Annotated in this window: 11 protein-coding genes and 1 other RNA gene; 8 read left to right on the forward strand and 4 right to left on the reverse strand. The window is 57.5% G+C overall.

The window, feature by feature from the left end; all coding sequences use genetic code 11:
* Position 1 precedes the first annotated feature (1 nt).
* Positions 2-1120 (reverse strand): 3-phosphoserine/phosphohydroxythreonine transaminase, encoded by a 1119-nt coding sequence (gene serC, locus NQT62_RS09105; RefSeq protein WP_256764372.1) that lies wholly within the window; start codon positions 1118-1120, stop codon positions 2-4.
* Positions 1120-3738, reverse strand: a complete 2619-nt coding sequence (gene gyrA, locus NQT62_RS09110; protein ID WP_256764373.1) for a DNA gyrase subunit A — start codon at positions 3736-3738, stop codon at positions 1120-1122. The genes serC and gyrA overlap by 1 nt, the downstream gene beginning before the upstream one ends.
* Positions 3739-3899: 161 nt before the next feature.
* On the opposite strand from gyrA, the gene NQT62_RS09115 reads away from it, so the two are divergent.
* From NQT62_RS09115 to ssrA, 6 genes are all read left to right on the forward strand, one after another.
* A complete protein-coding gene (locus tag NQT62_RS09115) occupies positions 3900-5225 on the forward strand; it encodes an amidohydrolase family protein (RefSeq protein ID WP_256764374.1) in 1326 nt (441 codons plus the stop codon).
* Between the two features lie 82 nt (positions 5226-5307).
* Positions 5308-5958: an outer membrane protein OmpA gene (gene ompA, locus NQT62_RS09120; RefSeq protein WP_256764375.1), complete on the forward strand. Its 651-nt coding sequence runs from the start codon at positions 5308-5310 to the stop codon at positions 5956-5958.
* Between the two features lie 105 nt (positions 5959-6063).
* Entirely contained in the window at positions 6064-6792 is a 729-nt protein-coding gene (ubiG, locus tag NQT62_RS09125; protein ID WP_256764376.1) for a bifunctional 2-polyprenyl-6-hydroxyphenol methylase/3-demethylubiquinol 3-O-methyltransferase UbiG, read from the forward strand.
* Entirely contained in the window at positions 6789-7457 is a 669-nt protein-coding gene (locus NQT62_RS09130; RefSeq protein ID WP_256764377.1) for an HAD family hydrolase, read from the forward strand. Before ubiG ends, NQT62_RS09130 begins: the two co-directional genes overlap by 4 nt.
* 98 nt (positions 7458-7555) lie before the next feature.
* Positions 7556-8173 carry a hypothetical protein gene (locus NQT62_RS09135; protein ID WP_256764378.1) on the forward strand — a complete coding sequence of 206 codons (618 nt, stop codon included), beginning with the start codon at positions 7556-7558 and terminating at the stop codon, positions 8171-8173.
* A gap of 58 nt (positions 8174-8231) precedes the next feature.
* Positions 8232-8597, forward strand: a transfer-messenger RNA (tmRNA) gene (gene ssrA / locus NQT62_RS09140).
* 425 nt (positions 8598-9022) lie between these two features.
* Here the strand turns inward: ssrA and NQT62_RS09145 are convergent.
* Entirely contained in the window at positions 9023-9325 is a 303-nt protein-coding gene (locus NQT62_RS09145; protein WP_007182542.1) for a putative quinol monooxygenase, read from the reverse strand.
* A gap of 66 nt (positions 9326-9391) precedes the next feature.
* Between NQT62_RS09145 and NQT62_RS09150 the strand changes: the two genes are divergently transcribed.
* Positions 9392-10405, forward strand: coding sequence for a GlxA family transcriptional regulator (locus NQT62_RS09150; RefSeq protein WP_256764379.1), 1014 nt, complete (start codon positions 9392-9394; stop codon positions 10403-10405).
* A gap of 66 nt (positions 10406-10471) precedes the next feature.
* On the forward strand, positions 10472-10657 hold the full coding sequence (locus NQT62_RS09155) for a hypothetical protein (RefSeq protein ID WP_256764380.1): 186 nt from the start codon (positions 10472-10474) through the stop codon (positions 10655-10657).
* A gap of 269 nt (positions 10658-10926) precedes the next feature.
* On the opposite strand, the gene NQT62_RS09160 is transcribed toward NQT62_RS09155, so the two are convergent.
* Complete coding sequence (locus NQT62_RS09160) at positions 10927-13455, reverse strand: YbcC family protein (RefSeq protein ID WP_256764381.1); 2529 nt, start codon at positions 13453-13455, stop codon at positions 10927-10929.
* Positions 13456-13458: the final 3 nt, after the last annotated feature.

Genomic DNA, 13458 nt, shown 5'->3' on the forward strand with positions numbered 1-13458 from the left:
GTCAAGCCACCTCTTGCTCAAACTCGCGCATGAATGCAGCCAACGCCTGTACACCTTCCAGTGGCATGGCGTTGTAGATGGATGCCCGCATGCCGCCCACCGATTTATGTCCCTTCAACTGGACCAAGCCACGCTCAGCAGCTTTGCTCAGAAACATGGCATTCAATGACTCGTCGGCCAAGGTGAACGGGACGTTCATGCGCGACCGGTCTGCCTTGCGCACCGGGCAGTGGTAAAAGCTGCTGTGGTCGATCAGGTTGTACAACACATCAGCCTTGAGCTGCGATTGCTGTTCAGCCCAAGCAACGCCACCTTGGGCCAGTAACCACTCAAACACCAATCCAGCAATGTAAATGGAATAGGTTGGTGGCGTGTTGTACATGGAACCGTTGTCGGCCACGGTCTTGAATTCAAAGGCGGATGGGCAAATGGGTTGTGCACGCTCCAGCAGGTCTTTTCGAACCACCACAATGGTGACACCGGCAGGCCCTACATTTTTTTGGGCACCACCGTACAGCACGCCATAACGGCTCACGTCCAATTGGCGGGACAGAATATTGGACGACACATCGGCCACCAACGGGCAATCCAGCGCATTGGCCAGATTCTCGATCTGACCATTGAACTCCACCCCACCGATGGTTTCATTGTCGCAAAAGTGCAGGTAAGCCATGCTTTGGCCATTGACCCTGTCTGCCAGGTGTGCGCAATCGGGCACATAGGCACCGGCGGCGGCATCGGCTGCGGCATTCCCATTGTCCAACACCACACGAGCGGTGCCGTATTTTGAAAATTCTTTGCTGGTTTTTTTGGACCAGGCACCGGTATTCACGAAAGCCGCTTGCTCAAAGCCCTGCAGCAAATTCAGTGGAATGATGGCATTCATGCCCACCGCACCACCCTGCATGAACAGCACTTCGTGGCTATCGGGCACATTCAGCAGTGCCCGGAAGTCTGCACGGGTTTTCTCAAAAATACCCATGTACTCAGGACTGCGGTGACTCATTTCCATCACCGACAAGCCTTTGCCCTGCCAATCCAGCATTTCGGCAGCCGCGCGCTGCAGCACAGACTCAGGCAGCGCGGCGGGGCCTGCCGAAAAATTCCAGACCCGGCTCATCACACACCTTCTGCAGGCTCATCGCTTGAGCCTGTGTCAGCATCACTGTCGACTTCCTCTTCAGCATCACCCTCCACAATGCGCTGCAAGCCGCTCAGCCATGTGCCTTCATCCACGCTGATCAAGGTCACGCCTTGTGTGGCGCGGCCCATTTCGCGGATTTCGGACACCCGGGTGCGAACCAACACACCACCCGTGGTGATCAACATGATTTCGTCAGTCGGGTCCACCAGCACGGCAGACACCACTTTGCCATTCCGTTCGGAGGTTTGAATGGCAATCATGCCCTTGGTGCCTCGGCCATGGCGTGTGTATTCAGCCACTGGGGTCCGCTTGCCGTAGCCATTTTGTGTGGCTGTGAGCACAGACTGCCCTTCATGCTCGGCCACCAGCAGCGCGATCACGCGCTGGCCCTCTTCCAGATTCATGCCACGAACACCACGGGCATTGCGGCCCATGGCGCGTACATCATTTTCGTCAAAGCGAACGGCCTTGCCGGAATCGGAGAACAGCATGACATCGTGCTGGCCATCGGTCATCGCCGCGCCAATCAGGTAGTCGCCTTCGTCCAGATTCACCGCGATAATGCCGCGCTTCATCGGGCGGGAGAAGTCGCTGAGCTTGGACTTTTTAACGGTGCCCAGGCTGGTGGCCATGAACACGTATTTTTCATCCTCAAATTCTTTGACTGGCAGGATGGTGGTTATTTTTTCACCCTCCTCCAGCGGTAGCATATTGATGATGGGGCGACCGCGTGAAGTGCGCGAACCTTGTGGCACCTCGTACACTTTCAACCAGTACACCCGGCCCGCATTGCTGAAGCACAGGATGGTGTCATGTGTATTGGCCACCACCAGATAGTCGATCCAGTCGTCTTCCTTGGTCGCTGCCGCTTGCTTGCCCCGGCCTCCGCGCTTTTGCGCACGGTATTCGGTCAGCGGCTGGCTCTTCACATAACCGGAATGGGACAGTGTCACCACCATGTCTTGTGGGGTGATCAAGTCTTCGGTACCCAGCTCGGTCGCGTTGAACTCGATGGTTGAACGACGGCCATCGGAAAATTCATTGCTGATACCGGTCAGTTCATCCTTGATGATCTGATTGATACGCGCTGGTTTGCTCAAAATATCCAGCAGGTCTGCAATCTGATCAATCACTTCCTTGTATTCATTGATGATCTTGTCCTGCTCAAGCCCGGTCAGGCGCTGAAGACGCATCTGCAAAATTTCTTGCGCCTGCTCATCACTCAAGTGATACAAGCCGTCGTCCTGCAAGCCCAGTCGTGCCGGCAGGCCTTCCGGACGGAAAGCTTTTGCGCCACCGGCATCAGCCAGCTCAGTGCGGCTCAACATTTCCCGAACCAGGGAAGAATCCCACCCTCGGGCCAGCAACTCGGCCTTGGCCACAGGCGGTGTGGGTGCAGCCTTGATGATGGCGATGAATTCATCGATGTTGGCCAGCGCCACGGCCAAGCCCTCCAGCACATGGCCACGCTCGCGGGCCTTGCGCAGGTCAAACACCGTGCGGCGTGTTACGACTTCGCGACGGTGCTGCAGGAAGTAAACAATCAATTCGCGCAGGTTGAGCAACTTGGGCTGCCCGTCCACCAAGGCCACCATGTTGATGCCGAAGGTGTCCTGCAATTGCGTGTTTTTGTACAGGTTGTTCAGCACCACTTCGGGCACTTCACCCCGTTTCAACTCAATCACCACCCGCACGCCGTCTTTGTCAGACTCATCCCGGATGTCGGAAATGCCTTCCATTTTCTTTTCGGACACCAGCTCAGCGATTCGCTCCAACAGGCTTTTCTTGTTCACCTGATAGGGCAGCTCGTCGACAATGATGGCCACACGATTACCGCGGTCAATGTCTTCAAAATGGGTTTTGGCCCGCATCACCACGCGGCCGCGCCCAGTGCGATATCCTTCGCGCACCCCAGCAATGCCGTAAATGATGCCAGCAGTCGGAAAATCGGGAGCCGGGATGAATTCGATCAGATCATCCACCGTGCAATCCGGGTGATCAATCGCATGCAGACAAGCAGCCACCACTTCCTTCAAGTTGTGGGGTGCCATGTTGGTGGCCATGCCCACCGCAATGCCGGATGAACCGTTGATCAGCAGGTTGGGCAAGCGTGCAGGCAGCACCTTGGGTTCCTTTTCACTGCCGTCGTAGTTGGGGCCGAAATCAACGGTTTCCTTGTCGATGTCGAGCAGCATTTCATGGGCAATTTTGTCCAGGCGAATTTCGGTGTAACGCATGGCCGCTGCGTTATCGCCGTCAATCGAACCGAAGTTACCTTGGCCATCCACCAGCGTGTAGCGCAGGGAAAAGTCCTGCGCCATTCGAACAATGGTGTCGTACACGGCGGAGTCACCATGGGGGTGGTATTTACCGATCACGTCACCCACGATACGCGCTGATTTTTTATAGGCCCGGTTCCAGTCGTTGTTCAATTCATGCATGGCAAACAGCACACGCCGATGCACAGGCTTCAAGCCATCGCGCACATCGGGCAAGGCCCGCCCCACGATCACGCTCATGGCGTAATCCAGATAAGAACGCCGCATCTCCTCCTCAAGGCTGATGGGGAGCGTTTCCTTTGCAAATGAATCCATGTGTGTTGTGTGTATTTTGAATGACTGGAACAGTTGAACAGGCGTTGGGTGCCGACCCTGCGGGACCGGCGTGAAGCCATGCTTGCAAGCTTTTGATTGTATCAGCCAAAATCAGGGCTTCGCAGCACCCCGGTGCGTTCACACCCAACTAGATGCCAACCATGCAAATCCTCGCGCCCCGCCACGTGATTCAAACCCACCCCACAGTCGAAGTACTTGAAAACACGTGTGTTTTAATTGACCAGGATCGAATTGTGCAGGTGGGTACTCGGGAAGAACTCACCCACGCGTTTCCGCAGGCAGACATGGTTGAACTGCCCCACCAGGCCCTGATGCCCGGCTTGATCAACTGCCACACCCACGCGGCCATGAACCTGTTGCGGGGTGCAGCCGATGACCTGGCCCTTCATGACTGGCTTCAAACCCGAATTTGGCCACTGGAGGGCGAGCTGGCCGATGGTGAATTTGTATACGACGGCGCCGTGCTGGCTGCGGCTGAAATGCTGCTGGGTGGCACCACCACTTTCAATGACATGTACTTTTACCCCGAACAAACCGTGCAAGCTGCGCTGGATGTGGGTGCACGAGTGGTGGCGGGTATCACCGTGATTGAATTTCCAACCCGCTACGCGGCGGAACCCCGCCAATACATTGAGCTGGGCCTTCAAGCACGCGACAAATACCGGGATGAACCCACCGTGCATTGGGCTGTGGCGCCCCATGCTCCCTACACCGTGAGTGACGAAACCTTTGCGCATTTGGCCACGCTGGCCGAAGAACTAGACCTGCCCATACACTGCCACCTGCACGAGACGGCCAGCGAAGTGAGCGATGCAGTAAGCCGCCACGGTGAACGGCCCTTTGAACGCTTTGAGCGCTTGGGCCTCATCAATGAGCGCCTGTTGGTGGTGCATGGTGTTCATTTGAGCGATCGAGAATTGGCCTGCATGGCAAAGGCTGGCAGTTCGCTGGTGCACTGCCCAAGCTCCAACCTCAAGCTGGCCAGTGGACTAGCCCCCACGGCCAAAGCCCTGGCGGCAGGGGTCAATGTGGTGGTCGGCACGGATGGCGCAGCCAGCAACAACAAGCTGGATCTGTGGGAAGAAGGCCGTTTGGCCTCCCTGCTGGCAAAAGGCAGCAGTGGCGACGCCACAGTGTGGCCTGCGCATCGACTCATTCAGTCGTGGACAGTGGATGCAGCCAGGGCCCTGGGCCTGGAAAACCACATCGGACAAATCGCCCCTGGCTTTTTGGCTGATTTAATCACGGTCAATATCGACCTTCACCCACACCAACTGCCCATTCACAATTTGGTCTCCAAATTGGCCTACAGCGGTGCAGCGCGCGATGTTCAGGACGTTTGGGTGAATGGCCGGCAAGTTGTGCGAGCGCAACAACTTCAAGGGGCAGCAGCACAATTGCTGCCTGAAATCCTGCGAAAAACACAGCGAGTGTGGCAGACTCGTGTCGAGAAAGTCGGGCGATAAGCTGGTTACCGTGACATTGCCTGCTGTAAAATGCTTTCCGACTTGAATCCCTATTCTTTCCCAAGGAGCTACAATGAAAAAAATGTCGACTCTCACACAAGTGCTGCTGGCCGTCGCTGTAGGCAGCGCGTCCACCGCCGCTGTGGCCCACACCACCGACAAAAACGAAGCCCTGTCTGGCTACGTGGTTGATGCACAAGGCAAAATTGTGAAAGACGGCTCCGGCGAGTGCCTGCGCACCAGCTACTTCACCGCCGCTTTGGCCGTTGCAGAATGCGACCCTGACCTGCTGCCCAAGAAAGCCGCACCAGCGCCCGCTCCTGTGAAGCCTGCTCCTGCACCCGCACCAGCGCCCGCTCCCCAGCCACAAATCAGCAAAGTAACGCTGGAAGCTGACGCGTACTTCGACTTCGACAAGGCCACCCTGAAGCCAGGCGGCAAGACACGCATTGACAGCGAAATCCAGAAACTGGGTGACGTGACTCTGAACAGCGTGATCGCCATCGGCCACACCGACTCCATCGGTACCGACGCCTACAACCAGAAGCTGTCTGAGCGTCGTGCCCAGGCCGTTAAAGACTACATGGTGTCCAAGGGCGTTGCTGCTGACAAGATCACCATCAAGGGCATGGGCGAAAGCCAGCCTATCGCTGATAACAAGACCAAGGACGGCCGCGCCAAGAACCGTCGCGTTGAAATCGAATTCAACGTAACCCAGAAAGTGGCCAAGTAATCGCCACCCAAAGGTTCTGCCTTGAAAAGCCCGGCTTCGGCCGGGCTTTTTTATTGTTGTCATCGGTTACACTGATCGCCTTGAGCAGCCCTTTACTGTTTTGTCATGAGCAGCAACACCAGCACACAACCCAGCACGAATGTGGACCCCACGGAATTGGCCAAGTTCTCGGCACTGGCCAGCAAATGGTGGGACCCCAACAGTGAATTTCGACCACTGCACCAAATCAACCCTCTTCGTTTGAACTGGATTGATGAGCGAGCCGGTTTGAACGGTAAAACGGTTCTGGATGTGGGCTGTGGCGGAGGTATTCTGGCTGAAAGCATGGCTCGGAGAGGCGCACAGGTTCTGGGCATCGACCTGGCCGACAAATCGCTCAAAGTGGCTGAGTTACACAAACTTGAAACTGGTGTTCAGAACCTGACCTATCGGGCTGTGTCTGCAGAACAATTGGCGCAAGAACAACAGAGCCAGTTCGATGTGGTGACTTGCCTGGAAATGCTGGAGCATGTACCCGACCCAGCACAAACCGTACAAGCCTGCGCAGAGCTGTGCAAACCGGGTGGATGGCTGTTTTTCTCCACCATCAACCGCAACCCAAAAAGCTTCATGTTTGCAATTGTGGGCGCCGAGTATGTGTTGCAGTTGTTGCCCAAAGGCACCCATGCCTACGAAAAATTCATCAAACCGTCGGAATTGGCCCAGTACACTCGCCGCGCGGGGTTGGACACCACGGAGATCATCGGTTTGACCTACAACCCGATCACCAAAATCTACAAACTGGCCCGCGATACGGATGTGAATTACATGATCGCTTGCCACAAGCCCGCATGATGATCGCAGCCCTGCTGTTTGATCTGGATGGCACATTGGTGGACACTGCGCCTGACCTGTGTGGAACCATTCAGGACATGCAAAGTGATCGGGGGCTGGACGTCACACCCCTTTCAGCCATGCAACATCTTGCCTCAGGTGGGGCCAGGGCCCTGTTGAAGGTCGGTTTTGGCCTGGAACCATCGTTTGCCGATTTCCCCGCTTTCCGGGCGGAATTCTTGGAACGTTACGAGGCCCGAATAGCCAGCGAAAGTGCCGTTTACGCCGGTATTCGGCCATTGCTGGACGGTTTGGAGGCCAAAGGACTGCGATGGGGGGTTGTGACCAACAAACCGTTTTACCTGGCTGAAAAACTATTGAATGAACTTGGGTTGCTCGGCGCCTGTGAAGTGCTGATCGGCGGCGATACCGCTTCAGCCGCCAAACCATCGCCAGCACCCTGCCTGTTGGCTGCGTCACGTATGAATCTACCCCCATCAGCGTGCGCCATGATCGGTGACGACGAACGTGACATTGTCGCCGGGCGAGAGGCCGGGATGCTCACCGTTGCAGCGGGTTATGGATACATTGCCAGCACCATCGAGGCTTGGAAGGCCGACGTACTGGTGCACAGCACGCAGGAGTTGCAACGCTGGGTGAACGAACTTCAACGGTCGATAGACTGAATCCGTAACCCTGGGTTGATGCCCGAACGGGTGTAGTCAACACTGAAACACCTCACCAAACTGTGGATTCGACTTGTTAACAGCGGTCTGGGGCCCAGGTGAAGCCAAAAACGATTGTTCTGATTGCTCTGACCGTATTGGGCTACAACTTATACCAGCATGGGGTGACCATCAACGACATCAAGCACCAGCAACAGCCATTGTCTGGCATTCAGTTCAAAAAAGTCCCTGAGCAGTCTCCCACAAACATCCCGCCTTTTACTGACAACAACCACACCATCACCCCATTGGCTCGATTCACAATCCGGGCCCGTGTTTTGTCGGTCGAGCAGTACCGCTTTGACAGAGCGGCGGTTATTGCTCCAGTTGATTTGGCCTTGGCCTGGGGACGAATGGCAGACCCAGTGTATTACGAGCGGATGGATGTGTCTCAATCGGGGCGCTGGTATTTTTATCACTGGGCAGGAGAGCCACCCTTGCCACAGCAGGAAATACTGGAATCCTCTGCAAATATGCACATGATTCCGGCCAATGATGCTGTGCGCAATATTTTGAAGCATGTCAGGCGTCATCAGATGGTGCGACTCAAGGGCTTCTTGGTGGAGGTGAACTCACCGGACGGCTGGCGTTGGCGCAGTTCACTGCGACGGGACGACAGTGGTGATGGCGCTTGCGAAGTGGTGTACGTCGAAGCAATCGACATTGAAGCAAACTGAGGATTTGGGTCCGCGTCTTGTTTTTTGGGGGGTAAGCCCCATATACTGGCTATCCCTTGGGGCCGATCCGGTTTCGACGTGGATTGCGAAGCTATTAGGGCGTGTCGAGGACCAGTGACCTCGTTAATCCATCTGGAAAACTTTAAACGCAAACGACGAACAGTTTGCACTAGCAGCCTAAGGGCCGCTAGTCCTCACACCAGCTTGCTGATGGGCTGGGCAGGGTCAAACCTGCGGTGGGGTCATCGCACATCAGATCGCTCTGGATGGGGTTGCGACAATCAGGGCTAAATCAAGCGACTCGCGGTGTCGGTAGGGTGTCGCTTCCCGACCGAGACCGTTAAAACCAAATAAGACGACTACACACGTAGAACTGGTAGTGGAGGATTTGCGGACGGGGGTTCAATTCCCCCCGGCTCCACCAATAATGAAACCCCAACCGTTCTCGGTTGGGGTTTTTTCTTGCCTGATCGCGCCGGTTCCCGCGTGTTCTTGGGGGCTCCTGCGGAAGCCTGCGGACTTCGCCCGCCGCCCGAATTGCCCGTTCCGGGCCACATTTCATTCTCTCCTGGCCATTCCTCGCTCCGACCTCGCTCCCTGAAATTGGCCCGAAGTCCGCAACGCAGGCCCATACAGATCAAAGGGTTACCCGACGAATCGGAACATCTCAGCTCGCCCTGATGCTGCCCCTGCTTGCTGACACAGCTTGGAAGTTCTGGCTGCAATATTGCCCCCCCCCAATCGCTGTGGAAGGTAGCTCCCTGGGCAAGTGCAATTGGAGGGGGATCGCTGCGTAGGGCCGTGTGACCCCATCCTGCAGCGTGACCTGATTGGGTCAAGGCCGGGTTGTCATGCAGGCAGTTTGGCTGCAAGCAGTTCGACCTTCTCGATATTGGGCGGAGAACTGAGCAAGGTCGCGGCGTTGGCCATCAAGGCCGCGGCGATCTGGCCGTTCAGATGTGCTTGGCGACCTGCCTCATCGGCAAAGGCATCGAACACACCGAACGTCGAAGGGCCAAACTTCAATGCGAACCAGGCCGTGGTGCCGGACTCGGCGTTGGCGAGCGGCAGTGCACTGGCCAAGAAGTCGGCAAGCGCAGCCTCCTGGCCGGGTTTAGCTTCGAGGCGAACAAACAGGGCGAGCTTGGTCATGCTGTATTCCTTTGGGTAAATAGAAAAGTGGGTGAAGGGATTTACGAGCCTGCAGTCTAGATCTTCATGACAGCCATCTCCATAGGCAATAATGACAACTTTGATATCATTGTTGCCATGAAACTCCACATCCTTGTTTGTGATGGCGTGTTTGATCTGGGGCTTGCGGCGCTCACTGACACAGTGGGCTTGGCCAATGCGATGTCGGGCTCGCTGCCACAGGCTCCCGCGCACATAGAGCTCACGCTGGTGGGCGTGCGGCGTCGCATCCGAACTGCGCAAGGCTTGACGGTCCCCGTGGTCACTGCGCGTGGTGTGCCGGAACCAGGCGTCGTGCTCGTGCCCGCGTTTGGTGACAAGATGCCTGACACGCTCTCGGCTCGGCTCACACGCCCCGACGTGCCCGATGCGGTCGCCATGCTACAGCAGTGGTCCACCGCTGGCGCGCACCTTGGTGCCGCCTGCTCCGGTAGTTTCTTGCTTGCAGAGAGTGGCCTGCTTGATGGGCATCGTGCGACGACGTCATGGTGGCTGGGGCCGATGTTTCGGCAGCGCTATCCGAACGTCACGCTGGACGAGTCACGCATGATCGTGAACTCGACACGCTTCACTACCGCGGGTGCCGCTTTGGCCCATGTCGACTTGGCCTTGCGCATCATCCGGGGGCGCAGTCCAGCGCTGGCGGCCCTGGTGGCACGCTATCTGCTGGTCGAGGCACGCAGTTCGCAAGCCGAGTTCGTGATTCCCGACCACCTTGCACATGCCGACCCGATGGTGGAGCGCTTCGAGTGCTGGGCCAGACGTCAGCTCGCGAAGGGGTTCTCGCTGGCCGAGGCGGCCAGCGCCGTGGACACAAGCGAGCGCACCTTGGCGCGGCGGCTGCAAAGCGTTTTGGGCAAGACACCGCTGTCGTATTTCCAGGACCTGCGCGTGGAGCATGCCGTGCATCTCTTGCGCACCGGAAACGCGAGCGTCGACCAAGTCGCCGCACAGGTCGGGTACTCGGATGGGGTGACCCTGCGGGCCCTGTTGCGCCGCAAGCTGGGCCGGGGTGTCAGGGAGTTGCGACGCGGTGGATGACCAGAAGCGTTTGGTGTATGTACGGCTGGAGACTGCCGGGAAACTGACGCAGGCCAAACGGCGCATTTGGACCTGACAAAACTACTGCCCGCCACGGCGCGCAAGCTCCAGTTTGACCCCGGACAAAGTTTTGCTGGCAATGTCGTGGTTGAGCAAATCAATACCTTGATTGAGCAACGCTGTGCACTGACGATTCGGCGGCTCACCGACCCCGCCACCGACAATGACGCAGCCGCCGAGCCCACCGTTTGAACTACCGTGCGGACACGGGTTCGATTCAGGGTTTGGGAATTGAACCGACATCCCATCGCAGACGAGCTTGATGCCCGTTTCCGGCGACCAGCATGGCTGAGAAACCTGCTTGCAGGTCTACAATCGGGCAGGCTTTTCGCTCCGGTTCGCAGCAACCCGCAGCGCTTCGATTCCGTACTTTCAATAGTCGTTTGATGCGGGGTACCACCCCACCACCAATTGAAATTAAAAGGCCACCCCAGCGGTGGCCTTTTTGTTGTTGGGTGGGATTACCCCACGACCTGCCAAGATTGCCCAACGCGCATTTCCAGACCGCTGCTGCCTGCAAACCGCCACAGGTGTAACCAACCGTTGTCCACCAACTGGCTGACCACAGCGTGTTTGTACAGGATGGCATCGATGGCCTCTGCTGGGGCATCAATCACCACAGTGAGTCGAACGGGGTCATGAACCCAGCGCTGCCCATCATGCAAGGATTGGGTGGACAAACCAATCCGCAGGTCACCGCCATTGCCTTCAAACACGCCAATATGCCCACCCACCACGTTGTGCAGCAATTTGTTGCCGCTGCCCAAACGTTGGGGATCACAGGTGGAGGCATGGTATTGCCAATTGATCCAGTGAGTCACCAACATCGGAGCTGTCATGAGCAGTTCAAGCAGACTGCGGTCCAGGTCTTGCACCGGGTCGTAGTCGTGCAAAAACACGCGGCCTTGCAAATCCAAACCGCGGGTGCGACTGCGCGGTGCCATGATGAAAGCCGCATTGCCCGCCAAACCCCACTCAGGGCGCGTTTGAGCGCCATCATTGGCGCGGCGGCGAAAACGTTGCAACAGGCTTTGAGCCGGCGCATCGGTGGGCAAACCCAGTCTGGCTGCACGCTGCCGGCGAACCACATCACCAGCGGCTTGGAAATCGGCTTGCACACGCTGCCACTCGGCCAAGGCCTCGGGTGGCAACAAATCCAGATCAAAGGCCTGCAATTCATCGGTGGTGGTGTTGTGCAAGGCACCCACAAACCGGGTATTGGCGGGAATGGGCAACCCCCGCTGGGCCAACCCTTGGCGTACATCCGCCCGGTTCAGCAGGCGGGCCAGCGCCCGGGCATTGACCTCGCCCGACTGGCCACAGCAAGCGCCGCAGTCCAACGCGGCAGCGTGGGCATTGTTGCTGGTTTGGCTACCATGGCCCACCAACAATACCCACGGGGCGAGCTGCTGGGTCAGGCCCATCGCAGTCAGAATACGCGCCGCCAAATCGACCTGTGCCACCGAATCCATGGTTTGTAAACCCGGCCGGCAATAGGCCCGATAACGGGATGGCAGGCCAATAAGGTCATCGCTTTGACGTGCTGCGTCACTGGGCCGCAACCAACGCCCGAGCTTGCCCAAATAGCCAACGCCTGCGGCCTCCACATAGGAGTATGCCGCACCAGGCCAACGGCTGGCCGCACCCCACTGCGCCAGGCGCTGCAACCCCCGTTGACGTGCTTGCCCAGCCTGCTCAGTGGATTTGCGGATGTTGTCCGGTGTGGACTGCGGGTATTCGATCTCGTCCGACACACACAGGGTGGGTGCCAATAAGCCGGGCAATTGGGGCCGTTGAAGTGTTGAACCCAATGGGTTGTAAGCCACCGGCAAACCAAAAAAACCCGCAAAACCCAGCGTTTGAATGGCTGGGTTTTGCTGCTCCAGTGCCCGGCGAAATGGCTCGCTGCGTACATCAATACAAAACGCAGCCTGCACAGCCACCGGGCTCACTCCGTGAGCCGGATGGGTGCTGAGCGTACGAACCAAGCCCCGCTGGTAGGCCTTGTCCATGGCTGTTTGCCAAACCTCATCCACCCACAAGGCCTGCTGAGCAGCCTGTATACGCTCAGGGGCATGAAGCCAATCCGCCTTTAATGCGGCAAAGGCCCGCTCGGTGGCCGCATCGTGTTTGCATTCCAGCAATATCACACCCCAAGCCAGGCGAATGGCCAGCAACTCACGCAGGTGAGGGTCCTGCTCCCCCTTGAGTCCAGCTTGCCAGCCCAGGTAGGCGCACCAAGACGCCCAGCCCTGAACCGTCAGCAACACCGATTCCAGATAGTCAGCCCACACAGCTTTCGGCAACCCCAAGCGTTGCACCACCCAGCGCTCGGCGTCCTGCCAAGTGGCCGGCAAAGCACTCAGACTGCGGCCCATGTGAGGCAGGCCCATCAACACGCCAATGCCATGGTCATGGGTGAGCGTTTCCCGCCAGAACGCATACAAACCGCCGCTGCGTTCAGGTTGCCAATCAGCCTGTTGACGGTCGAAATAGGCTGCACAGGTTTGGCTCACTTGGTGGGAAATGGCTTCACGCCACGACAGACGTGTGTGGCGTAATGGATCATCGTCCAGCACATCAATCAACAAGGGCAGTTGCGCCACATCCAAAGGCTGATGACCTAGCATATCCAGGCATTGCTGCGCATCCAGCGGCATTTCTGAATCTGGGTCAGTGTGTGCAATCGCCCACTGCAAATCTGCAAGCACAATGCGTTCCGCCTGCCAGGCTTTGTGAATTTCCACGCGAGACGGCAACACTCGAATACCCGCCAGCACGGCCATGCGCGCCGCCACCTCGCGCAGCGGCCTGCCGATGCGTTGCCAATGCGGGTTGACGGCGATGGCCTGGTCCAATGGCCAGGTGGGAGCGATTGCACCACAAGCGCGCTGCACAGCCTCATCCAAAGCCTGCTGTTCAGTATCCGTCCAGCCCTGTTGGGCAAAGTAACTGGCATACAGTTGGGTGGGGTCGGTGATTGTATTCATCTT

The organism is Limnobacter humi (assembly GCF_024518835.1).
Taxonomy (GTDB): Bacteria; Pseudomonadota; Gammaproteobacteria; order Burkholderiales; family Burkholderiaceae_B; genus Limnobacter; species Limnobacter humi.

Excerpts from the sequence above, each read along its gene's own strand:
- ubiG (WP_256764376.1), top strand. The coding sequence starts at position 6,064 with ATGAGCAGCAACACCAGCACACAACCCAGCACGAATGTGGACCCCACG.
- NQT62_RS09115 (WP_256764374.1), top strand. The coding sequence starts at position 3,900 with ATGCAAATCCTCGCGCCCCGCCACGTGATTCAAACCCACCCCACAGTC.
- gyrA (WP_256764373.1), bottom strand. The coding sequence starts at position 3,738 with ATGGATTCATTTGCAAAGGAAACGCTCCCCATCAGCCTTGAGGAGGAG.
- NQT62_RS09130 (WP_256764377.1), top strand. The coding sequence starts at position 6,789 with ATGATGATCGCAGCCCTGCTGTTTGATCTGGATGGCACATTGGTGGAC.
- NQT62_RS09160 (WP_256764381.1), bottom strand. The coding sequence starts at position 13,455 with ATGAATACAATCACCGACCCCACCCAACTGTATGCCAGTTACTTTGCC.
- ompA (WP_256764375.1), top strand. The coding sequence starts at position 5,308 with ATGTCGACTCTCACACAAGTGCTGCTGGCCGTCGCTGTAGGCAGCGCG.
- NQT62_RS09145 (WP_007182542.1), bottom strand. The coding sequence starts at position 9,325 with ATGACCAAGCTCGCCCTGTTTGTTCGCCTCGAAGCTAAACCCGGCCAG.
- NQT62_RS09150 (WP_256764379.1), top strand. The coding sequence starts at position 9,392 with ATGACAGCCATCTCCATAGGCAATAATGACAACTTTGATATCATTGTT.
- serC (WP_256764372.1), bottom strand. The coding sequence starts at position 1,120 with ATGAGCCGGGTCTGGAATTTTTCGGCAGGCCCCGCCGCGCTGCCTGAG.